At 48.7% G+C, this 23394-nt stretch carries 26 protein-coding genes; 4 read left to right on the forward strand and 22 right to left on the reverse strand.

The genetic code is table 11. The features are described 5' to 3' along the window. The 7 genes from KBW69_RS15315 to KBW69_RS15345 form a co-directional block, all read right to left on the reverse strand. A complete protein-coding gene (locus KBW69_RS15315) occupies positions 1 to 666 on the reverse strand; it encodes an NADH:ubiquinone reductase (Na(+)-transporting) subunit D (protein ID WP_062268817.1) in 666 nt (221 codons plus the stop codon). Next, complete coding sequence (locus KBW69_RS15320) at positions 666 to 1454, reverse strand: Na(+)-translocating NADH-quinone reductase subunit C (RefSeq protein WP_257281424.1); 789 nt, start codon at positions 1452 to 1454, stop codon at positions 666 to 668. The genes KBW69_RS15315 and KBW69_RS15320 overlap by 1 nt, the downstream gene beginning before the upstream one ends. After that, positions 1454 to 2653 (reverse strand): NADH:ubiquinone reductase (Na(+)-transporting) subunit B, encoded by a 1200-nt coding sequence (locus tag KBW69_RS15325; RefSeq protein ID WP_257281425.1) that lies wholly within the window; start codon positions 2651 to 2653, stop codon positions 1454 to 1456. Before KBW69_RS15325 ends, KBW69_RS15320 begins: the two co-directional genes overlap by 1 nt. Before the next feature lie 3 nt (positions 2654 to 2656). Beyond that, positions 2657 to 3991: a Na(+)-translocating NADH-quinone reductase subunit A gene (locus KBW69_RS15330; protein WP_257281426.1), complete on the reverse strand. Its 1335-nt coding sequence runs from the start codon at positions 3989 to 3991 to the stop codon at positions 2657 to 2659. Between the two features lie 24 nt (positions 3992 to 4015). Next, on the reverse strand, positions 4016 to 4180 hold the full coding sequence (locus tag KBW69_RS15335) for a hypothetical protein (protein ID WP_257253672.1): 165 nt from the start codon (positions 4178 to 4180) through the stop codon (positions 4016 to 4018). Positions 4181 to 4528: 348 nt separating this feature from the next. After that, positions 4529 to 5311, reverse strand: coding sequence for a TatD family hydrolase (locus KBW69_RS15340; RefSeq protein ID WP_257253674.1), 783 nt, complete (start codon positions 5309 to 5311; stop codon positions 4529 to 4531). Positions 5312 to 5634: 323 nt separating this feature from the next. Further along, complete coding sequence (locus KBW69_RS15345; protein WP_257252610.1) at positions 5635 to 5979, reverse strand: PilZ domain-containing protein; 345 nt, start codon at positions 5977 to 5979, stop codon at positions 5635 to 5637. A gap of 231 nt (positions 5980 to 6210) precedes the next feature. On the opposite strand from KBW69_RS15345, the gene KBW69_RS15350 reads away from it, so the two are divergent. After that, the gene (locus KBW69_RS15350) at positions 6211 to 6432 is read left to right on the forward strand and encodes a hypothetical protein (RefSeq protein WP_257252609.1); all 222 of its coding nucleotides are present in this window, start codon (positions 6211 to 6213) and stop codon (positions 6430 to 6432) included. 123 nt (positions 6433 to 6555) lie between these two features. After that, the gene (locus KBW69_RS15355) at positions 6556 to 8442 is read left to right on the forward strand and encodes an archaeal proteasome endopeptidase complex subunit alpha (protein WP_257281427.1); all 1887 of its coding nucleotides are present in this window, start codon (positions 6556 to 6558) and stop codon (positions 8440 to 8442) included. Positions 8443 to 8552: 110 nt separating this feature from the next. Here KBW69_RS15355 and KBW69_RS15360 read toward each other — a convergent pair whose 3' ends face one another. The 8 genes from KBW69_RS15360 to fabD all read right to left on the reverse strand — a co-directional run bounded on the left by KBW69_RS15360 (position 8553) and on the right by fabD (position 15770). Further along, a complete protein-coding gene (locus KBW69_RS15360; protein ID WP_257281428.1) occupies positions 8553 to 9542 on the reverse strand; it encodes a DNA polymerase III subunit delta' in 990 nt (329 codons plus the stop codon). Beyond that, a complete protein-coding gene (gene tmk, locus KBW69_RS15365) occupies positions 9542 to 10183 on the reverse strand; it encodes a dTMP kinase (RefSeq protein WP_257281429.1) in 642 nt (213 codons plus the stop codon). The genes KBW69_RS15360 and tmk overlap by 1 nt, the downstream gene beginning before the upstream one ends. Beyond that, positions 10183 to 11229, reverse strand: a complete 1047-nt coding sequence (mltG, locus tag KBW69_RS15370) for an endolytic transglycosylase MltG (protein WP_257281430.1) — start codon at positions 11227 to 11229, stop codon at positions 10183 to 10185. Before mltG ends, tmk begins: the two co-directional genes overlap by 1 nt. Next, positions 11222 to 12055 carry an aminodeoxychorismate lyase gene (pabC, locus tag KBW69_RS15375; protein ID WP_257281431.1) on the reverse strand — a complete coding sequence of 278 codons (834 nt, stop codon included), beginning with the start codon at positions 12053 to 12055 and terminating at the stop codon, positions 11222 to 11224. Before pabC ends, mltG begins: the two co-directional genes overlap by 8 nt. Before the next feature lie 5 nt (positions 12056 to 12060). Further along, on the reverse strand, positions 12061 to 13314 hold the full coding sequence (gene fabF, locus KBW69_RS15380) for a beta-ketoacyl-ACP synthase II (protein WP_257281432.1): 1254 nt from the start codon (positions 13312 to 13314) through the stop codon (positions 12061 to 12063). A 289-nt stretch (positions 13315 to 13603) separates the two neighbouring features. Then, positions 13604 to 13837: an acyl carrier protein gene (acpP, locus tag KBW69_RS15385; protein WP_034842413.1), complete on the reverse strand. Its 234-nt coding sequence runs from the start codon at positions 13835 to 13837 to the stop codon at positions 13604 to 13606. Between the two features lie 187 nt (positions 13838 to 14024). Then, on the reverse strand, positions 14025 to 14771 hold the full coding sequence (gene fabG, locus KBW69_RS15390; RefSeq protein ID WP_257252599.1) for a 3-oxoacyl-ACP reductase FabG: 747 nt from the start codon (positions 14769 to 14771) through the stop codon (positions 14025 to 14027). Between the two features lie 66 nt (positions 14772 to 14837). Continuing rightward, on the reverse strand, positions 14838 to 15770 hold the full coding sequence (gene fabD / locus KBW69_RS15395; protein WP_257252598.1) for an ACP S-malonyltransferase: 933 nt from the start codon (positions 15768 to 15770) through the stop codon (positions 14838 to 14840). Positions 15771 to 16187: 417 nt separating this feature from the next. On the opposite strand from fabD, the gene KBW69_RS15400 reads away from it, so the two are divergent. Beyond that, positions 16188 to 17033, forward strand: a complete 846-nt coding sequence (locus KBW69_RS15400) for an MIP/aquaporin family protein (RefSeq protein ID WP_257252597.1) — start codon at positions 16188 to 16190, stop codon at positions 17031 to 17033. Between the two features lie 122 nt (positions 17034 to 17155). Here the strand turns inward: KBW69_RS15400 and plsX are convergent, their stop codons facing one another. The 5 genes from plsX to KBW69_RS15425 form a co-directional block, all read right to left on the reverse strand. Next, a complete protein-coding gene (gene plsX / locus KBW69_RS15405; protein WP_257252595.1) occupies positions 17156 to 18202 on the reverse strand; it encodes a phosphate acyltransferase PlsX in 1047 nt (348 codons plus the stop codon). Positions 18203 to 18274: 72 nt separating this feature from the next. After that, entirely contained in the window at positions 18275 to 18454 is a 180-nt protein-coding gene (gene rpmF / locus KBW69_RS15410) for a 50S ribosomal protein L32 (RefSeq protein WP_257275391.1), read from the reverse strand. A gap of 3 nt (positions 18455 to 18457) precedes the next feature. Then, on the reverse strand, positions 18458 to 19021 hold the full coding sequence (locus tag KBW69_RS15415) for a YceD family protein (RefSeq protein ID WP_257252593.1): 564 nt from the start codon (positions 19019 to 19021) through the stop codon (positions 18458 to 18460). Between the two features lie 279 nt (positions 19022 to 19300). Then, positions 19301 to 20530: a hypothetical protein gene (locus KBW69_RS15420; RefSeq protein WP_257281433.1), complete on the reverse strand. Its 1230-nt coding sequence runs from the start codon at positions 20528 to 20530 to the stop codon at positions 19301 to 19303. A gap of 373 nt (positions 20531 to 20903) precedes the next feature. Continuing rightward, positions 20904 to 22142, reverse strand: coding sequence for a hypothetical protein (locus KBW69_RS15425; protein ID WP_257281434.1), 1239 nt, complete (start codon positions 22140 to 22142; stop codon positions 20904 to 20906). A 101-nt stretch (positions 22143 to 22243) separates the two neighbouring features. On the opposite strand from KBW69_RS15425, the gene KBW69_RS15430 reads away from it, so the two are divergent. Further along, a complete protein-coding gene (locus tag KBW69_RS15430; RefSeq protein WP_257255605.1) occupies positions 22244 to 22381 on the forward strand; it encodes a hypothetical protein in 138 nt (45 codons plus the stop codon). Positions 22382 to 22623: 242 nt separating this feature from the next. Here the strand turns inward: KBW69_RS15430 and KBW69_RS15435 are convergent, their stop codons facing one another. Together KBW69_RS15435 and KBW69_RS15440 are read right to left on the reverse strand one after the other, a co-directional pair. Further along, positions 22624 to 22914 (reverse strand): HigA family addiction module antitoxin, encoded by a 291-nt coding sequence (locus KBW69_RS15435; RefSeq protein ID WP_257255604.1) that lies wholly within the window; start codon positions 22912 to 22914, stop codon positions 22624 to 22626. Beyond that, complete coding sequence (locus tag KBW69_RS15440) at positions 22914 to 23192, reverse strand: type II toxin-antitoxin system RelE/ParE family toxin (RefSeq protein ID WP_257255603.1); 279 nt, start codon at positions 23190 to 23192, stop codon at positions 22914 to 22916. Before KBW69_RS15440 ends, KBW69_RS15435 begins: the two co-directional genes overlap by 1 nt. Between the last annotated feature and the right edge of the window lie 202 nt (positions 23193 to 23394).

Here is a 23394-nt window from a genome sequence, read left to right on the forward strand (position 1 = left end):
TTAGTGGGCCTCGCTGAACTTGGTGTTAGGAGCCATTTTGAACTCGTTGTCTTCAACCTGATCCGGCTTGCGACTGCGAATCACCCAGATCAGCAGACCGATCAGAAAGAACGCACTCGGGGCCAGCAGCATGAGGCCGTTAGGCTGATACCAGCCACCGTTGTTGACAGTCTTCAGGATTTCAACACCGAACAGGTTACCGGCACCGAACAGTTCACGGAAGAATGCCACAATAAGCAGTACCGCACCGTAACCCAAACCGTTACCAATACCGTCCAGGAAGGATAGCTTGGGACCGTTCTTCATAGCGAAGGCTTCGGCACGACCCATCACGATACAGTTGGTGATGATCAGACCTACAAATACAGACAACTGCTTGGAGATGTCGTAAGCGTAAGCTTTCAGAATCTGATCCACCACAATTACCAGAGAAGCAATGACGGTCATCTGACAGATGATACGAATGCTGTTGGGAATGTGGTTACGAATCAGGGATACAGCCAGGTTGGAACAGGCGGTTACGCCGATTACCGCCATGGCCATAACCAGGCTAACCTGCATGCTGGTGGTCACCGCCAGTGCCGAACAGATACCGAGGATCTGCAAGGTTATGGGGTTGTTGTTAACGACCGGTTCCAGCAGGATATCTTTAGTCTTCTCAGACATTATGCATCCCCCGCTTTCAAATTAGTAAGGAACGGTTTGAAGCCATCTTTACCCATCCAGAAATGAATAAGGTTGGTCACACCGTTACTGGTCAGAGTTGCGCCGGAAAGACCGTCGACCTTGTAAGGAGACTTGGGATCAGCACCGCCTTTCACCAGGCCTGCTTCCACAACACCTTTACTGTCGTAGATCTTCTTTCCGGGCCATTTATCCTTCCAGAGCGGGTTGTCTACTTCGCCACCCAGTCCCGGCGTTTCTTTCTGGTCGTAGAAACCGAAACCCTTGACGGTGTTCAGGTCACTATCCAGAGCCATAAAGCCATACATGGTAGACCACAGACCGTAGCCGTGTACGGGCAGAATGATGGTTTCCAGCTTGCCATTTTTCTCAATGATATAGACCTTGGCAATGTCAGCCTGACGCTTGATGCTGGCAATATCCTCGGCACCACTCAGGGCACGGGACTCGTCGGGAATCTTGGCGGCAACACGCTGGTCATAGTTGGCAGCGGTTTGACCCTCAGGGGTTTTATCAACGAACTTGCCGGTTTTCAAGTCGACCAGACGCGGCTGAACCTGTTTATACAGTTCGGCCACTTCACTGTTGCTCAAAGCCTTGGCATCTTTGGTCAGACCAGAAATGCTAAGGATATTGCGCTGAACGTCGAGTTCAACATTCTCGTTCTGCTGCGGCTTCAGGAAAACGGCAGCAGCAGACACCACAATGGAGCACACCAGAGAGAGCAGAATCGTTACAAATAACGTCTTCTTGATACTATCGTTACCCATCAGGCACGAGCCTCCCTACGCTTGATGTTGGCTTCAACCACGAAGTGGTCAATCAGCGGCGCAAACAGGTTGGCGAACAGAATGGCCAACATCATACCCTCTGGATAAGCGGGGTTAACGGTACGGATCAGGATGACCATGACACCAATCAGCATTCCGTAATACCAGCGACCGGTATTGGTCATGGAAGCGGATACAGGATCGGTTGTCATAAAGATCAGACCAAAAGCAAAGCCCCCCATAACCATGTGCCAATACCATGGAGTAGTGAACATCATGTTGGTCTCGGAACCAATCATGTTGAACAGGGTTGCTGTTGCAATCATACCCAGCATGGTACCGGCAACAATTCTCCAGGAGGCGATACGAGTTGCCAGCAGCACAGCACCACCGATGAAGATGGCCAGAGTAGAGGTTTCACCGACAGAGCCCTGGATAGTACCCAGGAAAGCGTCGAACCAGGTGATACCATTGGAGACAACCTGATCAATACCACCCTGCTGTGCCAGACTCAGGGCAGTTGCACCGGAGAAGCCGTCTACAGCAGTCCAAACCAGGTCACCGGAGATCTGTGCAGGGTAAGCGAAGAACAGGAACGCACGGCCAGTCAGAGCCGGGTTAAGGAAGTTCTTGCCAGTACCACCGAATACTTCCTTACCGATAACAACACCGAAGGAGATACCGAGGGCGACCTGCCACAGCGGAATACTGGGAGGCACAATCAGAGCGAACAGGACAGAAGTAACAAAGAAACCTTCGTTAACTTCGTGACCACGAACGATGGCAAAAAGTACTTCCCAGAAACCGCCGACAAAGAATGTAACGGCATAAATAGGCAGGAAGTAAACAGCACCATAAATAAAATTATCCCAAAGACTTGCCGGATCGTGACCCGCCAGCAGGCTGATCAGGGCACCGTGCCAGTCAGCAGGAGCAGACAAACCACCCGCAATGGCTGTGTTCGCCTGGAAGCCGACATTCCACATACCAAAGAACATGGCCGGGAAGGTGCAGAGCCAAACCATTCCCATCATACGCTTCAGGTCGATCGCATCGCGAACGTGAGCGGTATTATGAGTCTTGTTAGGGGCTGTATAGAGCAGAGTATCTACTGCTTCATACAGTGCATACCACTTCTCGTGCTTGCCACCTTTGACAAAGTGGGGCTCGAGGGAGTTAAGGAGTTTTCTCAAAGCCATTTCTCAGCCCTCCAGCTCGATACGGGTCAGGTTGTCGCGCAGGATGGGACCGTATTCATACTTACCGGCACACACGTAAGTGCACAGTGCCAGATCGTCTTCTTCCAGTTCCAGGGCACCCAGTTTCTGGGCCATTTCCGTATCACCCACCACAATCGCACGCAGCAACTGAGTGGCCAGGATATCCAGGGGCATGACCTTTTCGTACTGACCCACTGGTACCATGGCACGTTCACTGCCGTTGGTGGTGGTTGTGAAGTTGAAACGTTTGCTTTTGCTCAGACCTGAAGTCAGCACATTCAGGACAGAGTGGCGGTTGATGGTCGGATTTACCCACCCCATGAACAAACGCTCGTTGCCTTCTTCCAGAACGGAAACCTGTGTGTGATATCGACCCAGGAACGCAAAGGAGCCTTTAGCAGTTCGGCCACCAAACACAGAACCAGAGATAATACGGTTATCCCCCTCTTTCAGTTCACCTGCTGCCAGCTCATCGGTGCTGGCACCCAAACGTGTACGCACCAGACGAGGCTTCTCAACCTGAGGACCTGCCAGGGCAACAACACGATCAGTAAAGAGTTTACCGGTGGTGAACAGCTTGCCCACGGCAATGACGTCCTGGTAGTTGATCTGCCAAACGATTTTTTGAGCACTTACCGGATCCAGAAAGTGAATATGGGTACTGGGCTGTCCAGCTGGATGAGGCCCGTCAAACTCTTCTGCAGTGGCGATACCGGCAGGAATACGGGCACCGGGTGCTTTACACAGGAAGATTTTGCCACCACTGAGCTTGCCCAGGATGTTGATGCCCTGTTCAAACGCTTCAGCATGTTCACTGATGATGACTTCAGGATTAGCTGACAGAGGATTAGTATCGATAGCAGTCACAAAAATGGAGACCGGCCGGGAACCCAGGGCAGGCACTTTGCTGAAGGGGCGGGTGCGCAGAGCAGTCCATAATCCAGAGCCGTTCAGCTGGGCTTCTACCTGATCAGCAGTCAGAGACGACAGTGCTTCAGGCTTGTGCTCAGTAAAAGTGACTTCATCGTCACCATCGACATCAATGACAACTGACTGAAGCACCCGCTTTTCACCACGATTAATCGCAGCAATCACACCGGCAGCGGGCGCAGTGTAGCGCACACCCGGTGTTTTCTTATCGGTAAAGAGCTCTTGCCCTTTTTTAACTCGATCCCCGACAGCAACAGCCATAGTAGGTTTCATACCCACATAATCAAAGCCAATCACGGCGACAGAGCGAACTGCCCTGCCATCCGCTATGCTTTGATCAGGCGCTCCTGTAATCGGAAGATCCAGCCCCTGTTTGATTTTGATCATACCTTTCGCCTAATCAATCAATTTTCAGGTCCGGAATAAACCCGCCTCTCCGGTGATAACCGACAGCTGACCAATACAACCCTGAATACCCAGCTTTTTTTTCCAACAGGAAGTCAGAACTAAAGCTATGATCTCCACTTCAATCAAACGCACAACAAAGAGACCGCACCCCGCTGAAATGAGTCCCATTTGTAAATATTCTGATTCAAGCAAACTGACGGTAAACGTTCCCAAGCCTCTTACTGCCCAGCCCTCTCCGGGACTTATGCTTTCAAAAACAAGTCCTGGAGGGATCTACCTGAGACCTGAGTACAATCTCACATCAATCCATCGTTACGTGGCCACTACGGCTCACCATAGAAAAAAATGGTGGCGCAATTATAAAGACAGTCTTCTGGATATGCCATAGGCGAATGATCGTGTAATCCCTTAATATAGAAAGAAGTCACTATTATATTCAAAGTGGCTATCGACTCGGTAAATATCGAATAATGGATCGTCATCAACAGTCCGAATTGTCAACGAACGCTCCCTGCTTCAACAGGAAGCCGCTTTGGGAAACAGTCGGAAGAAGTTTGCAGACGTGATCTCAGCCAGCTTTTCTGGCGAGATACCTTTCAGGTCAGCCACGCATTTTGCTACCTCAGGCAGATAGCGAGGCTCATTCGGCCTGCCTCGATGAGGAACCGGTGCCAAATAAGGAGAGTCGGTTTCAATCAAAAGCCGCTCCAGTGGTAACTTCTTAACGACCTCTTTTAATTCAGTCGCATTCCTGAACGTGACTATGCCGGAAACAGAGATGAAGTAGTTCAGCTCCATCGCCTCTTTCGCCATCTCCCAGCTCTCTGTGAAGCAGTGCAACACACCCGCTTTGTCCAGATCGCCATGCCGGCGTATCAACTCAAGGGTATCCTCCCTTGCGTCCCTGGTGTGAACAATAATGGGAAGTTCTGACTTTTCAGCCGCCTGCAAATGAATTCTGAACCGCTCCTGCTGCCTTTCTTTATTGTCAGCCGAATAATAATAATCAAGACCACTCTCACCTATGGCAATCACCTTTGGGTGAGCCGCATAATGCAGGAGGGTTTGCAGATCTGGCTCGGCTGCTTCTTTTTCGAGAGGATGTATTCCAACCGAGGCATACACATCCTGATATTTATCTGCCAGATCAACCACAGCATCTGCATGCTCAAGATCAATGCCCACGCAAAGCATTCTTTCAACCCCCGCCTGTCTTGCTGCGTCAAGTGCTGCGTCCAGATCACCGTCATAGCTGTCGAGCTTGAGACGGTCGAGATGGCAATGTGAATCAATCAACATATTCAGTCGTAATTAGTTCAATAGTATTCAGACAAAATGACTCCCCATAATACCTCATGCGCGTCCCTCTTACCTCAAGCGCCAGGCAGAATTGGGCTCAAACCGCTCTCCTGTGCATTACTCCATTCTGCGCAATCACCCTGTAAGGCCGCCAACCGAATCAGCAATCATGCTTCTTTCTGTAATAACAACTCAAAGCCAGTATCCCAGTCCCAGCCCCAGGTCAGGTCACCAAGAATCAAATAACGGGTGAATAAATACCTGACCAGGAACTTACAACCTCAAGCAGCGAGACTGCTTGAGGACAGAACCTTACATGAGCTTTACATAGTACTGGTCTCGCGATCGGACTTGAGCGCCGCAGCCAGATACATCTCTATTTTGGTTCTGACTGTATCTGTCGCATCGGTAAACTGAACACCTATCCCGGCCATTCGGGCAGAGCCCTGGGGTGTGATCCAGACCACCTTCCCGGGAACAGGTAATTTATCCGCTTCATCCATCAGAGTCAGACGAATAAAAACTTCGTCCCCCAGTGAGTAACGCTTTGACGTCGGAATAAACAACCCTCCACCGGTTATAAAAGGCATATAGGATGAATAGAGAGAAGAAGTGTCTTTGATCGTCAAAGACAAAATACCTGACATACCACCCTTTCCACGGCTCATCGTTCTTCTCCTGACATAGTGATTATTTTTTTCTGATAACTGATACGGATTTTGAGCTTACCTTTCAGTCAGTGTAACCCGTCCAGGGATGAGTTGACAGAGGCTAATTCTCCCGGCTATGCCGCCATGAAAACCACCCTTTGATACAGCTATTGCAGCCCTTGAAATGTCGTGTCAGCCGGGTATTTCGTACAACGCTTCATGGCGTCTGAAACACAATCTGATGAGAGGATGAAAGAACGTGATGAAAGCCATCGCTTATCAGGCGACTTGCCAGTCGATGATACCTGTTGGGGACGTAAAAAACACGGCGGCAAGCGAGGTCGTGATTCTGTAAACAAGCATACCTTTGTGGCAATAGAACTTATAATAGCCCTCTGCCTGATGGTCTATCCTGCTATCGGACATCGGATTCATTATGGGCTGAACAACGTATCCATTTCTGAAAATTGATGGGACGGAAAAGCATTTAGCTGGCATTACGGAAAGCCCTTCGACAGTCATTTTTATATTCGATCACAGGTGGCAATCAATCTATTCCTGATCGGGATAGTGAATGACGGATACCAGGGTGATATGAAAAAAACATATTACACACTTGTCATTTGCAGGTTTCTTTTTTCCTGTTTTATAATGCAACTGGCAAGGGTACAGCCAGCAGTGGCCGTCAACAGTTTCACCGAACAGATGTCGTTAAGTTCGCTCTTACCTCTGATTGCCACTGTTTACCGAAATATTCCCGAAGCAAAGAACCGTTTGCCTGACCTTGATGTTACTCTGGCTACAGGCCAGGTTTGGCAATGCTCAGGCGCTAGTGAACCTTTGGAACCGGAATCCTCTTACCAGCCCAGCGCCATAGAATACATTGACACAACTGGACATTGTCATGAACATTGGGCGATTCAGGGCATCACCACACAGATCATTACCCCGGACATCGACCCGGTAGATCCGGAAAACAGCCTGCCAGCATCGCTGACTCATAAACCTGATTTACCCGTACCCCATAACCTCACGCATCTCTTTGCAGGCAATGGTTTTGATAGTTCTGATAACAATGACCCCGACGCACCAGAACCGCTGGTGCCTTCAGAGTTTCCTGCCGTGGTGAGAATCAGCGATATTACTGAGGAAAACTGGCCGCAACTCACTAAAGCAGACTCTCTTCAGAATGGTACCGACAGCGTCAGATCCGTCCTCAGATGGGCTAATAAACTGATAATGAACTCATTATCCGACGACCCGTTATTAAGATTTCTTACATTCATTCACGGGGCCGCCTTTTATGTTCAGGACAGTAATGGGCAGCCGTCCTACATCATCCAACACAACGGCAAGCTATTGTTCATCAGCAGGATTGAAGCCTACTTGTGGTTCAGTCATTACTGTCAGAGCTTTCTTGAGTCACTGTATCCGGAGATTTTCGGCCCATCGCTGCCGGCGGGCGGCGGTTGGCACGAATGGAAACGCTTCATTCGAAAGAAGCCTTTTCAACCTGGTCAAATAGTTAATCATGAGAGCCCTGAACGGGACACCAACAACCATACCGGTACTCAAAGACCATTACGCCCTGAAGACGAGAGTAATGAAAGATCGACTCGATCTGAGGCTCAAGAGGTAATGCATCAATCAGAATGCACCCCGGAACCCGATACGGCATCTACCGATAGGGCTGGAAGGCAAAAACGGATCAACCAGCAGAAAATTGCGGCTACTGGTGGCAGTCTGTCCTCTGGAGACGGTCGTCTGTTCTCTGGAGACGGTCGTCTGTTACAAGTGGAGTACGCTGGAGAGGCTGTCGGCCACGGCCTCTGTGCGGTTGGCGTAAAATCTGCTGACACCGTCGTCTTGGCTGTGGAAAAGAGGCCGTTGCAGCTGCTGCAGAGCGAGACTAACCGTAAAATCGTCCAACTTGATGAGCACGCTCAGCTGGCCTTCGCTGGTCTGTCTGCTGACGCCCGCGTCCTGATCCGAAAGGCTCAGCTGGAGTGCCAGAGTTTTCGTTTATCCTTCGAGGACGCCATGAATATCAACAGCATCGCCCGTCGCGTCGCCGAGGTACAGCAGAAAGCTACTCAGCATGGAGGTTGTCGCCCTTACGGTGTTGCCTGCATCATTGGTGGATTCAACAATGATGGCTCCCCTCAGCTCTGGCAGACTGAGCCCTCCGGGGTATGCGTCAGCTGGAAAGCCTGTTCTGTCGGAAGGAAGAGTAAGGCTGTGTTGGAGCTGCTGGAGAGAGAATACAAGGATGATATGAGCCGCGATGACACTATTAAAGTCGCACTGAAGGGACTGCTGGAAGCTGTCGAATCTGGTGCTCGCAACATCGAGCTGATGGTGCTTGAGCCTGATCACTCATCCAGACGCCTGGCTCTTGCTGAGCTTGAGCAGTTGGTGACTGTTCTGAACAAAGAGCGTGATGAAGAGGCCGCCAACAAGCGCCGTCGTGACGAGCAGTAATTTATCAAATGACGGTTTGATTTTTGAGAGAGCAGAAAAGACCTGATCAACCTGTTCTGAATGATGAGTAATGCCAGTTGTTCTATCTGACATCGCTCACTCAGGATCATTTACAAAACCCACTCAAGGCAGCGGCAGAAGACACCTTCCATTAATATCTGCGGATTAAGATTGCCCCCTTCCAGCAGGGATTGTCTTTGCGATATCAACCACTCCCTCTCTTGCAGGAGGTCTCTGGCATTACTTTTTCGAGCCAGATACTCGAGCATTTTCAACTGATCTCGGTTTCGAAGGTCTGACGGATCACCACCCAAACCCAGCTTAACGGCATCATCGAGCCAACCCATTATCCAGCCAATCGTCAGAGCCAAATCCTCTGACTGCCAGTTTTTAGCCAATTCCACAGGGGTTAGCTTCCCCTTGAAAAGTCCTTTCACACCATCAGCCAGCGCTTCTCTTTTTTCTAGCAGTCCCTGATCTGAAAAACGTTTAGCCTCCAAAGGCGAATTAGCCGTGAGATCCAACAATTGCGATACCAGACTCGAATCTTCCAGTTGTGAAGCTAACCACTGCTCCGCTTCTGTTCTTTCCGGTGCAGCAAAGTTTAATTGCTGACAACGACTGCGAATGGTAGGCAGCATATCGCCAGAACGGACACTAACCAGCAGGAAAATGGTATCTTCCCCCGGCTCTTCGAGACATTTGAGCAAAGCATTGGCCGCATTGACATTCATCGCTTCTGCCGGACTCAGGATAATCACCCTGCGCCCTCCCTGCTGGGCTGTTTTATGGGCAAATTCGTTCAACTTTCGAATACGATCAATTCGAATAGGTCGGCCAGGCTCATCAGGCTCCAGCAGTGTCAAGTCAGGATGCGTGCCTGCCTTCAGTAGCTCACACTCCTTGCAGTGACCACAGGCACCCGTCGCCTGAGGATTCATGCACAGCAGATACGCTGAAAGTGCTTTGGCAAACTGGAGCTTTCCGGTACCCGGCAAACCTCTGAGCAAATAGGCATGGGCCAAATTATCCGACTGCTGGCAGTGAACCATTCGCTCCCACTGAATGTTTTGCCAGGGAAAAATGCTCCAGTCTTTCATCAGCGTTCTCCCAGTCTTCTTGAGAGCACTTCCAACAACTGCCGTTGAACATTTTCAAGGGGTTGTCCGGCATCAATGACTTCAAACTGCTCTGGAAACAGCTTCGCCCTCTCCAGATAGGCATTGCGAACCCGGATAAAAAAGTCCATTTTTTCCTGCTCAATCCGATCCAGCCTGCCACCTCGCCCTTTGGCTCTGGCCATGCCTGTTTCAGGATCAACATCCAATAGAACGGTCATATCCGGACGCAGAGAGCCCTGTACCAGATTCTCCAAAGCCTCAACCGGTTGCGTATTCAGGCCTCGACCACCGCCTTGGTAGGCATAGGTGGCATCGGTAAAACGATCACAAAGTACGATTTTTCCTGCTTCCAGCCCGGGCAGAACATTATGAAAAATATTTTGCGAGCGAGCGGCAAACATCATCAGCAATTCAGTCATATCAGATAACGGCTCACCATGATGCCCCAGCAACAGCGAACGAAGGTGTTCCGCAACCTGGGTACCACCCGGCTCCCGGGTTTCAATAAACGCCAGCCGATGACTTGTCATCCAGCTTTTAATGAAATCGACCGCCGTCGTTTTACCCGCACCTTCACCACCTTCAATCGTCAGGAAAAAGCCGGAGGGAGCATTAGCCATTATTGAGTCTCCACAGTCGATCGGTAATCCTCACGACGCTGTTCAATCTGATACTTTCTGACAGCTCGATTATGCTCTGCCAGTGTTTTTGAAAAATAATGTGTACCATCACCCTTCGCGACAAAATAGATTGATTTACCATCTTTCGGATGCAAAGCAGCATGAATGGCTTCCCGACCAGCGATGGCGATAGGCGTGGGAGGTAATCCTTTGATAATGTACGTGTTGTACGGAGTGACTCCCCGAAGCATTTGTCGACTGATATTCCCTTTATAGCGATCACCCAGACCATAAATCACGGTGGGATCAGTTTGTAGCCTCATACCTTTTTGCAAACGTCTGACAAAAACACCCGCAATTTCACCACGCTCGTAAGCGACACCCGTTTCTTTTTCTACCAGAGAGGCCATAATCAGTGCCTCGTAGGGATTCTTGTATGGGAGTCCTTCAGCACGCTTTTCCCATTCTTCACCGAGTACTGAATCCATCCGGTTGTAAGCCCGTCTGAGTATGGATTCAACCGAGGCACCGGCCTGGAAGAAGTATGTATCAGGGTAAAACAGACCTTCAGGGTTCAATTCTATGGCCAGACTTTTATAGAGAGATTGCAGCGCCTTCTCATCCATAGGGGAAGACAGTTTTTCGTGTTGATTTAAAATGGCTATTACCTCTTTCAGCGTGTAGCCCTCAACCAGCGTCACGTTGTAGTAGCGCACTTGGCCAGAAGTAAAAACCTTCAGCAATTCCCTATGGGTGATCCCGGCCGGAATCAGATAATCCCCGGCATGAATGCTACCGGCCGCTTTCTCTATTCTGGCCAGGAGCACAAAGATCTTTGGGTATTGAAGCCAGCCTGACTCAGCCAGACTGTCTGCCACCCGAGTCATCGACTCGCCCTGGGAAATAGTAAACTCCAGGCTGCTTCCAGTGTCTGGTTCATTTACGGGCTGATCGCCGTACCAGTCCAACGCCTTCCAACATACAACGGCTGCCAGCAATCCTGCAAGACAGAGACCCATCACTGAAAATGACAACTTTTTAAGCATTCAAAACTTCCTGAACCCTACCCCTGACTGTCCGGGTCACACTACCCACTGACCAGTGCAAACAGCCACAGGCAATCACCGGCCAAACTCCGTTAACACTGTTACAGACAAATACCTCATCGGCCCCGGCAAGATCTTTCAGATGATAATCACCCGTTTCCACATCGAAACCCCACTGACGAGCCTGCCCCATAATCAGATCTCTGCAAACTCCTTTGACCCCTGATTTGCGAAGACACGGTGTCCTCAGGGTTTTGCCGGATACCAGGAATAAATTACTCATGGTTCCCTCTACAAGCCTGTCGTCCATACCCAGTAACAAACCTTCCAGACAATCGGTACCCTGCCATTCAGAGCGTGCCATGACATTCTCGAGACGATTAAGATGTTTTAATCCGGCGAAGGCATTATCACCGAGCCTGGTGTTACATTGATGTAGCCTGACGCCCCTGATCGCCGGGTCGCCAGGATAGACCGGCAAAGAATGAAAAGAGAGAATTCGGCAAGGTCTGTCACAACCCTGTGGGTTGTATCCGCGACCGCCAGTGCCACGGGTCACAATGGCTTTGAGTACCCCTTCCTTCAGATTCTGCGTTTGCAAAAAGTCACTGACTTCATTTTTGAACGCCTCCAGATCAAAAGGAATGCCCAATACAGCCATACCGGAACAAAGCCTTTTGCAATGAAGATCAAAAAGAGTGGGGGCACCGGCCTGAACACGGATGGTTTCAAAAACACCATCGCCGTATGCCAGACCTCTGTCACTGATCAATACTTCAGAAGCTGGCTCACCATTGACCCAGCTGGCGGGATGACGATTATCCAAAGTTTCTAATCCAGTCTCGAGAAAGCCAGAGTCACATTGGTTCCCCCAAACCCGAATGAGTTGGAGAGCACATGCTCCATCTCAATGGACCTGGCTTTTCCGGGCACATAATCCAGATCACAGCCTTCACCCGGATTTTCCAGATTAATCGTGGGAGGCGCGATATTATTTTGCAGCGATTTTACAGCAAACACGGCCTCCAGCGACCCGGCCGCCCCCAACAAATGACCTGTCATGGATTTGGTAGAGCTGACTGCAACCTGTCTGGCAGCCTGACCAAAAATCCTGTGCACCGCTTTGGTTTCAGCAATATCACCGGCAGGCGTAGAGGTACCGTGGGCATTAATATAGGCCACCTGTTCTGCTTTAAGGCCGGCGTCATCCAACGCTGACTGCATGGCTCTGGCCGCTCCGCGACCATCTTCAGGTGGTGATGTCATGTGATAAGCATCACCACTCATGCCTACACCACTGAGTTCTGCATAAATAGTGGCACCACGTCGTACAGCATGCTCGTACTCTTCCAAAACCATAACACCAGCACCATCACCCAGCACAAAGCCATCCCGATCTTTATCCCAGGGACGGCTGGCGGCTTCAGGCTGATCATTTCTTGTAGACAGGGCTCTGGCCGCGGCAAATCCGGTCATACCCAGTGCCGAAGAGGCTTTTTCGGCACCACCGGCGACCATAACGTCAGCATCACCGTAGGCAATGGTTCTGGCGGCCAGGGCCAGAGCATGACTGCCCGTTGCACAGGCAGTAGAAGTTGCAAAGTTAGGCCCCTGCAGATTGTAGTGCATGGACAACCAGCCAGCCGCCATATTGATGATTGCCGCCGGTATGAAGAAGGGGGATATACGACGAGGACCGCATTTATGAAGCGTATCATAGTTTTGCTCAATAGACGTTATGCCACCAATACCGGAACCAATGACAACACCATAGCGACCGACATTATCGCCTCTCAGCAAATCACTCCCATCCAGCCCCGCATCTTTCATCGCCTCAATGGAAGCCGCCAGTGCATACTGGATAAAAACATCCATTTTCCGGGCGTCTTTAGGATTGAAGTAGTCACCTGCCTCAAAGCCTTTTACTACCCCACAGATACTGACACTGAATTTCTCAGCATCCAGATGATCGATAGTTTCAACACCACTGCGACCAGCCAGTACAGACTGCCAGCTCTGATCAACTCCCAGACCTACCGGAGATAAAGCCCCTAGCCCGGTTACCACTACTCTTCTATGCGACAAAACAATTCACTCCTGCATCAGATCTTCTGACTTTATTTTTTGTGCCCGGGCCTCAGGGGCGCTGATAATTAATCATGAAGCTCAGCCGTCTCACGAGTCATAAAATAGTTATGGCCACAGGTTTACAAAAAATCATGCTAAATGATCATGTAAAAATGATGACATTAATCTTTATGTGAGTGTGTTATGTCCCGACCATGTTTCTCACAGTAAAAATACAAAAGCCGCACGCAATTTACTGCGTACGGCTTTTTCAGGATACAGCTATTCGCATGCAGCCCGGACAGAATCAGGAATGAGCAACAACGTAGTCGATTGCTTCCTGAACTGTGGTGATCTTTTCAGCTTCTTCGTCTGGAATCTCAGTTTCAAACTCTTCTTCCAGAGCCATTACCAGCTCAACGGTGTCCAGAGAGTCCGCGCCGAGGTCCTCTACGAATGACGCACTGTTGGTGACTTCCTCTGCTTTTACGCCAAGCTGTTCGCAAACGATCTTTTTGACGCGCTCTTCAATGGTACTCATACCTGGTTGTGCTCCTATGGATATTCGGGTGCAGAAGGACGATTTGAAGACCACCCTATCTGCGGTCAATTACTATATATAAACGCTTGCGGTAATTTCAAGGACAGGCCCATTATATTACCGAAAATTTCATCTTTAATCAGAGGGTTTTTGACACGTATCAAGTGCCAATAACATTGCACGACCTCTAACCCATGTACATCCCGCCATTCACGTGAATGGTTTCTCCGGTAATGTAACCGGCTGCATCACTGGCCAGAAAAGCCACCACTCCAGAAATTTCTTCGGGCTGTCCGAGACGGGCCATTGGCACCTGTGACTGCAAAAAGGTTCTGTGTTCTTCCGGTAACTCACGGGTCATATCGGTATCGATAAAGCCTGGTGCCACTGTATTCACAGAGATCTGACGGGAGCCAACCTCTCTGGCAAGAGAGCGACTGAAGCCTTCTATACCCGCCTTGGCCGCCGCATAATTCGATTGCCCCTGATTGCCCATGGAGCCGACCACGGAGCTGATATTGATAATGCGCCCCCAGCGAGCCTTGGTCATACCTCTCAACACTGCCTTACTCATTCTGTATATAGAACTCAGGTTGGTATTAATGACAGCATCCCATTCATCATCCTTCATTCTCATCAGTATGTTGTCACGGGTAATACCAGCATTGTTCACCAGAATCCGGGGGGCGCCAAATTCAGATGTCACGGATTTGACCACTTCAGAACAATTGCCAGCCACAGAGACGTTCAATACCATACCACAGCCTTTTATTCCTTCCGCCTGCAGCATTTCAGTGATTCTTTCAGCGCCCGACTGTGAAGTAGCAGTACCCACTACAACAGCCCCCTGCTTGCCCAGATCAACGGCAATAGCCTTGCCAATTCCACGACTGGAACCAGTAACCAGAGCTACCTTGCCTTCAAGGTTCGACATAGTTCTATCCTGTTGTTCTTCTGCAAAAGCACTTTCAATAGTCACGATTAAAAGCTGCTTTATCGCTTAATACTGACCTGACCATTCCTCGAAAGAGGATGCCGATTCAAGAGTTGCTATTGGCGACCTGCGAATGATCCGCTTGTTCAGACCCGCAAGTACCTTGCCAGGCCCACACTCAGCAAACCGGGCTACCCCTGCTTCATTCAGATACTGAATCGTCTCTACCCAACGAACAGGACTATAAAGCTGTCTGACCAGGTTTTCACGAATTTTTTCCGGCTCTGAACATGGCTCTGCAGTAACATTTTGTATCACTGTGATCGAAGGCTCACTAAACTCGATAAGCCCCAGCTCAACAGCCAGTTTCTCTGCCGCCGACTTCATCAGCGCACAGTGAGAAGGCACACTCACAGGTAAGGGCATCGCTTTTCTGGCACCTGCCTCTTTAGCCAGCTCAACCGCACGGGCCACTGCTTCTTTTTCACCGGCAATAACAACCTGACCGGGCGAGTTAAAGTTAACCGCTTCAACCACATCTCCCCGGGCAGCATCCAGACAGAGTGAGATCACCTGCTGATCGTCAAGACCGAGAATGGCAGCCATGGCACCACTACCTGCGGGAACAGCCTCTTGCATGAAGAGACCACGCTGGCGAACCACCCGTACGGCATCAGAAAACTTCATCGCCCCCGAGCACACAAGTGCCGAGTACTCACCCAGACTGTGACCCGCCATAAAGGCAGGCTGCTCACCATCCTTCTCAAGCCAGAGACGCCACAACGCCACGCTGGCGGTGAGCACTGCTGGCTGGGTATTTTCCGTCTTATTGAGTTCTTCCCCCGGCCCTGCAATGGTCAACTTGAGCAAATCAAACCCAAGCACCTCAGCAGCTTCAGTGAAGGCCTGAACGACAACGGGATGGTCGATATGGTCTGCAAGCATGCCCACCGACTGGGATCCCTGCCCCGGAAAAACAAATGCAAGTAAATCCGTCATTGCTTTGGGTCTAGTCCTGATATAGCCAATCGTTGAGAGAAGCCTGCCTTTTATAGCTATTCACTTCTCCCGAAAAATCCAGGCAATTATAGAAAAAGTCGAACCCAAGGTTGGTAAATTTATGTTTCCAACTGAAACAACTATGAACGCAAAGGTATAAAGCCATGACATAGCTTCAAACGCGAGACCTCCACCAAACCAGACAGAGAGATGGGTGCAGGGCTTGCGCAGAGCAAGCCTGTGAACTACCTTCTTTCTGATTCTTGTAGACCTTTCTTTGCACCCGGGAAGTTCAATCAACATCCGGAAACCACCCCGTCGCCCAGATCATTGCGTCCTTTAGATTGGTTCAGAGAAGCTTAACTGTTTGCATATGCATCGGATGACCAGACATAAATCATCAGGAGAATGACTGGAATGAAATATCTGAAGGGCTTTGCCGGAGAGTTCATAGGCACCTTTATCCTGGTTTTATTTGGCTGTGGCTCAGTGGCAGTAACAGTATTGTTTTCTGCCCATGCCGGGCTCTTCCAGGTAGCTATGGTCTGGGGTCTGGCAGTAACACTGGCAATTTACGCCACCCGACGCCTTTCCTGTGCTCACCTCAATCCAGCAGTGAGCATTGCTATGGTGGTCAGTCGTCGGATGCCTGCAACATTACTACCCTGCTACCTCGCAGCCCAGTTTGCCGGTGCATTTGTGGCCGCCGCCCTGGTTTACCTGCTCTTCTCCAGCTCAATCATGCAGTATGAGCTAGTCCATGGCATTATCCGCGGCAACGAATCATCCATAGCAAGTGCAATGATGTTTGGTGAGTATTACCCCAATCCGATGGCAGGACAGATCGCCTCAGTTTCCACGGCCAATGCTTTTTTTGCCGAGTGCACCGGCACATTCACCCTGGTCTTTATGATTCTGGCCCTGACCGAAACCTGCAACACCGGGCGACCGGATCAGGCATTGACCCCATTGTTTATCGGTTTAACGGTTACCGCCATTATTTCAATTATTGCGCCTCTGACCCAGGCGGGACTCAACCCGGCCAGAGATTTATCCCCCCGACTGCTGGCGTCGATGTTCGGCTGGGCGAGCGCGGCGTTTCCTGATAATCATTATGGTTTTTTGACGGTGTATGTCCTGGGCCCGATTATCGGTGGCATCATGGCCGCTTTATGTTTCATAGGTGTTGTTGAACCATTAATGAAGGACACAACAGCTTTAGAACATGACAGAATTAGCAAAACAACAACACCGGGCAAATAACTAACATCACCACATACGACTTCTGTCGGGTTGCCTGATTTCCCTCAGAGACCGGAATGACCTGACCAGACAACGAGGTCATTAATGGTATATGGAAAGGATAGCCAGACAGCCCGGTTTTGTTAGAGCAACCGCTCTTCAACCTCTTGAGCGATTCTGGCGGGAACGTCATTTTGCGCCTCCTTCACCGCCTGACAAATGGCCCGATAAAAACCCTCTTCATCGGCCCCTCCGTGACTCTTGATCACAACCCCCTGCAAACCAAGCAAACTCGCTCCATTATGCAACACCGGATCAACCTTGCGATTAAATTCTTTCAGCAGCGGTGAAATCAAAAAATAAAGAAACTTGTTCAACAGAGAACGCCGAAAAACAGACCTCAAGCCACTACGCATCAAGTTCGCAACCCCCTCTCCCGTTTTTAGGGCCACATTACCAACAAAGCCATCGCAGACAATCACATCAGCCCGACCACTGACAATATCATGCCCTTCTACAAAGCCGATATAATCCAGCCCCTGCTGTACCTCAAGCTTTTCCAGGAGCAGATGATGAGCCAGCCTGACCTGCTCATTCCCCTTCATTTCTTCGGTACCAATATTCAGCAGAGCCACTTTCGGGGATTCTACACCGTACACCGATGAAGCTAACTGAGCCCCCATAATGGCAAACTGGTAGAGATGCATCGATGTACAATCAACATTCGCCCCCATATCCATCAACAGGGCACTGCCATCGTACGTAGGCACAGAAGCCGCTATGGCCGGACGATCAATACCAGCAAAGGTTTTTAGTACATAACGCCCCATCGCCATGAGAGCTCCGGTATTACCTGCACTTACACAGGCTTGCGCCGTACTCTTCGAGACCAGCTCAAGTACTTTCCACATCGAGGAATCTTTTTTTCCACGGAGTGCCAGTGAAGGCTTGTCGTGCATGGTAACGGTTTTTTCAGCGTGAATCAGGGTAAAGCGCGACCGATCAGAGAAGTCGGTATCGGAAAGATAATCTTCAATGAGCTGCCTGTCACCGACAAGCAGAAGATGAAGAGAAGAATAATGCTCGAGCGCTCTGAGAGCCGCCCGTATACGAGAACGGGGACCATCGTCCCCGCTCATTACATCAAGCGCAACCGTTAGTTGTGAACCAGCGTTTGCACCTGATGTCATTTTATTTCATGCCTCCGGGAGACAGCAAAGCAATCACTGTACTCATTCCTTAGGGCAAGCATACCTGAGAACTTAGTCTTCGCCGGTTTCAACCACTTTCTTGCCACGGTAGAAACCTTCAGCAGAAACGTGGTGACGACGATGAGTTTCGCCGGAAGCTGCCTCCACAGACAGCTGAGCAGAAGTCAGACTATCGTGGGAACGGCGCATATTACGCTTGGAACGGGTTTTACGGTTTTGCTGAACAGCCATGTGTCAACTCTCCTGGGTCGTAGTATCTGTTTTCAATTTGGCCAGAACGCTGAAAGGGTTACTGTTCTTGCGCTCTTCATCTGCCTCAATGGCAGCAGCCTGAGCCTCTTCTTCAGACTCAGTAGTAAAGTATTGCTGAGCTGAACAGTCCTCAGGCGGATGATAGGCCACCAGCGGAAGTGCCAGAATCAGCTCTTCCTCGAGAATAGGCAATAATTCTACCGGTTCATCACCGTACATCAACGGTTCAAAGTCTTCCGGCAGGGCTTTGGCCTGCTCGTCGGTCAGCACCCCCATCAAATGGAGATCAGCTCGCACAGGCAGCCTGGCCACATCCAGACAGCGCTGGCAGATCATGCTCAGTTCTGCCTCAACATGCCCTTCCAGCACAACCCGGTTGTTTTCACTCAATGAAAAGCGAAGATCAACCTGAACTTCGCCCCTGTCATCAACCAGACTGTCTACCAGCCGACTAAACTGACTCAATGCCAGGGAGCCTTGAAACTGCCTGCCTTGACGCGCGAATTTACGCGGATCAAAGGCTTTGGGTAATTGTCCGATAGCCATGAGTCACGGGGTTCACGGGTTGGTTGTCATAAGCGCGCAATAATAGGGGCAAGAAAAGTCTCTGTCAAAGGGTTTAACCGCATTAAGCTGTTTAACGTTCAGACCTGCAACCAACGGACTACAAAGCAACAATAACAATATGTAATTTCCGTTTATGCACACTTTTTTCTGAACTTTTGAGTCAATCCACATGATTGCCTGATATTCCAAACACAAAAGCTCTACCCGGAAAAGCTGAATCATCCTGCACCGACCAAAATTCAGACTGTTGAACCTGCGTTAATTGTCTATTGGATAAATCTTCTGATTCAGATAATCATATATTTGATGGAGTGTTGAGTAAGGGCGCGTCCAATGATCCCAACCTGTTTTACTTAATGTTTCGTCTACTGGAGTCCCATTATCAACAAATCTGGCATAGCTATTAGCCAAGGCGAATAAAGATGCGACTAACCCCACTTTAAGCATCCTGCCTGAGTGGGTGCTGCCATTGGCATCTGTTAGAATTAATCCTTTGCTGGCAACGGTCAGAATTCCACCCATGATGAGCATTACGGATGTGCTAATCAAGACTCCCGTCCCGATAGCGGCTCTGGCGCTCAGTTCGGTTTCGGTGGTTTTTAGCTGAACGGCTTTGACAACGAAAGTGGCTCTACTTACTACTCCGATAAAGTTTCCGAATAAAGCTCCTAATGAGAATGCACTTCCGATTGCCATGCTTTCGTTTAGAATCATGGCTACATATTCGAATGCAACATCGAATGCGATTAAGACTACGACTAAGGCAATCGATAAGTTACTTGCAAGTAAAGCTTTGTTAAATCCATGAAAAAGAGTAGATGGAGCAAAAATAATAAGGTCAGATATAATGCGGGTAGAGATATATAAAATTGATAAGAAAGTAATACAACTTAAAGTTCTTTTAAAAATATCAAGGCTATTGAATTTCAAAAATCCATATACACTGAGTCCTAAAAAGGCGTTGATTGACGTCAACTTAGTAAACACTTCAAAAAATTCATAATCGACATAAACACCCTCTGTTTTAATGTTAGCGATATCAATAGTAAATTTAGACAGTACATCTATTATGGTACCTGTCATAGATTTAACGATAAGATGCAGAAAAATCACGGACTCTATGGCTATTTCTCCATCACTGATCGATAATCCACACAAGACATTGGATAGAAGTCCACTCGTTGATAAAATTCTTTCCAAAACCGGTTTTTTTGGCCATGAACTGTAGGTTTCTTTGAAGACAATTGAACCAACTGTCATCAACGATGTTATCTCAAGTAACTCGCGGGAGTTTTCGGTTAACGGTAACCGGGGATGTAATTTATACCTGATCAGACTTAAAGACCAATAGTTCACTTCAAACTTCAGAATGGTAGATAAAAAAAAAGGAGTAGCTTTTGGCCAGCTCATCACCTGAATTAAAAAGGATATCGTTGGTGTTATTGCGCCGTAGAAAATCAAAATCTTCTTTTTGATAACTGCTAGCAATTCTCGGCAAGAACAGCATTATTATCACTAATAGTTGCACCAGAAAAAAACAATTAACTCTTCTCATAGATGGATTCCCTCGATACCGGCAATGAATTTACATAATCACCAGTACCGATGCAAAACACTTTGAAAGCCAGCACCTCACCTATGTAAATGACGGTGTTGGCCGTTTAACCGGCAGTTAAGTAATGAATGACATCAACAGCCTCTGCCGGGATATTTCAAGGATAGACCGTAGGGTTGCAGATGCAGCTTTATGATGAGCCTTTGTCAGTGCCAGCACCTATAGCAACGATGCTTATCCTGGGTGGCTGACTGAGAATAGTGTCCATCCAAGCGACCCCGTCCAGACAACCCCGAAGCGAGGACGCTATTCCCAGTCAGGCTCCAGAGGATAGGTCATCTGAATCAGATAATCATATATTTGATGGAGTGTTAAATAAGGGCGCGTCCAATGACCCCAACCTATTTTACTCAATGTTTCGTCTACTGGAGTGCCATTATCAACAAATTTGGCATAGCTATTGATAAGGGCGAACAGCGATGCGACCAGCCCTATTTTCAGTACTGTAACTGAGTGGGCGTTTTCATTGCCATCTGTTGGCACTAATCCGTTGATGGATACAGCCAGAGCTCCACCCATGATGAGCATTGTGGATACGCCGACCAGGACTCCCATCCCGATTATGGCTCGAAGACTCAGTGCGGTTTCGCTTGTGTCTAGCTCATCAGCGGCTTCAAAAAAGAAAGCGCCTCTGCTCAATGCTCCGATTATGTTTCCGGCAAAAGCACCCAAGAAGGCTGAGCATCCGATTTCCACGCTTTCGTTTTGGGTTATGTCTCTATATTCGAGTGCAACATCGAATGCGATTACGACTACAACCAAGGCAATTGATAAGTTACTTGTCAGGAAAGCTTTGTTAAAGTTGTAAAGAAGAGTAGATGAAGCAAAGATAGAGTCAGATATTGTGTGGGTAGACACATATAAAATTGATAAGAAAGCAATACAACTTAAAGTTCTTTTAAAAGCATCAGGATTATTGAATTTCAAAAATTCATATACATTGAGCCCTAACAAGACGTTGATTGACATCAACTTAAGAAACACTTCAAAAAATTCATAATGAGCACAAATATTCTCTATTTTAATATTAGCGATATCAATAGTAAATTTAGACAACATATCTATTATGGTACCCGTCATAGCTTGAACAATAAGATACAGAAAAATCAGGGATTCTACGGTTATTTCTCTTTCAATGATCGCTGTTCCCCATATGACAGTGGATAGAATACCACTCGTTGATAAAAGTCTTTCCAAAACTGGTTGTTTTGGCCATGAGCTGTAGGTTTCTTTGAGGGCAATTGAACCAACTGTCATCAACGATGCCATCTCAATTAACTCGCGAGAGTTTCCATTTAACGGTGATTGGGGATATAATTTATACCTAATCAGACTTAAAGACCAATAGTTCACTTCAAATTTTAGAATGGTAGATAAAAAAAAAGGAGTAGCTTTTGGCCAGCTCATCACCTGAATTAAAAAGGATATCATTGGTGTTATTGCGACGTAAAAAATCAAAATCTTCTTTTTGATAACTACTGGCAATTTTCGGCATGAACAATACTGTTATTACAAATAGTTGCACTAGAAAAAAATAATTAACTCTTCTCATAGATAGACTCCCCCGATACCGATAATGAATTTACATGGCCATTAATAACAACAATGTAAAACCCTTTGAAAGCCAGCACCTCACCGATATGAATGACGGTGGCAACCCTGTGACCGACAATCAAGCAGTGGATGACAACACCACAGCCTCTGCCGGGACATTTCAAGGATAGGTCATACGCGTCGAGATGCAGCTCTGAAAAAAGCTCTTATCGGTATCAGGCACCGATAACGACGATACTTATCTTAATGGTGACCATTATATATCTACCATAGCCGCCTTTCTGGATCGCAAAACCACCCTGATCAACAAAGCCATCACCTTCCACCAGCAACAAATTGAACGACTAAAAGAGTACAAAGCCACCCTGATCAACAGCGCCGTAACCGACAAAATCAAGGTGACCTGAGGGCGTCAGGCCGCGTCCGATTGGTAGGGAGTGATGCCCAGTTCCCTTTGCTTGAGATGCCAAAGGTCATAGGCATTTTGTATCCGCAGCCAATGGACGGCAGAGGGTTTGCCAAACACTTTTTCCAAACGCAACGCCATTTCTGCGGTAATCGCCCCCCTGCCGTTGATGATTTTGGACAGGGTCTTCCGGCTGACGTGCAGGTGTTCAGCCGCTTGGGTAACAGAAAGTCCAAGCGGCTTCAGCAGATCTTCACCCAGAATTTCACCGGGGTGAGCGGGGTTGTACATTGGCATCAGTGGTAATCCTCATAGTTAACTATTTCGACACCGGCCTGAGTCAGTCGGAAGGTAACTCGCCAGTTGCCACTGACCGTGACCGACCAGATACCCTGCCGTTCTCCTTTTAGCTGGTGCAGACGGTAGCCGGGAAAATCCATTTCAGAAATATGCTCCAATTCTTCCAGGTTGGTGAGAAGGCGCTGTAATTTTCTGGCATGTTGCGCCTGTATTCCCGAGGTTTTACCGGTACGATAGAACCGCTCCAACCCTTTGTGCAGAAAACTGATTATCATAGCTGAAGTGTAACCCCTAAGGTTCCAGTGTCAATTGAGAGATGATTATGGTCAGCCAAACCAATGAGCAGGCACTTGAGGCCGCCATCGAATAGCAGCTTACCGGCACCTGCCTTGAGCACAGGAACAGGGTAGCAGAAGGTGTTGCCACCGTTGCGCTGAACTATGGTTATGCACAAGATGAGTTGCTGAACTCGGTGGA

It is taken from the genome of Endozoicomonas sp. ISHI1, assembly GCF_024606225.1.
Classification (GTDB): Bacteria; Pseudomonadota; Gammaproteobacteria; order Pseudomonadales; family Endozoicomonadaceae; genus Endozoicomonas_A.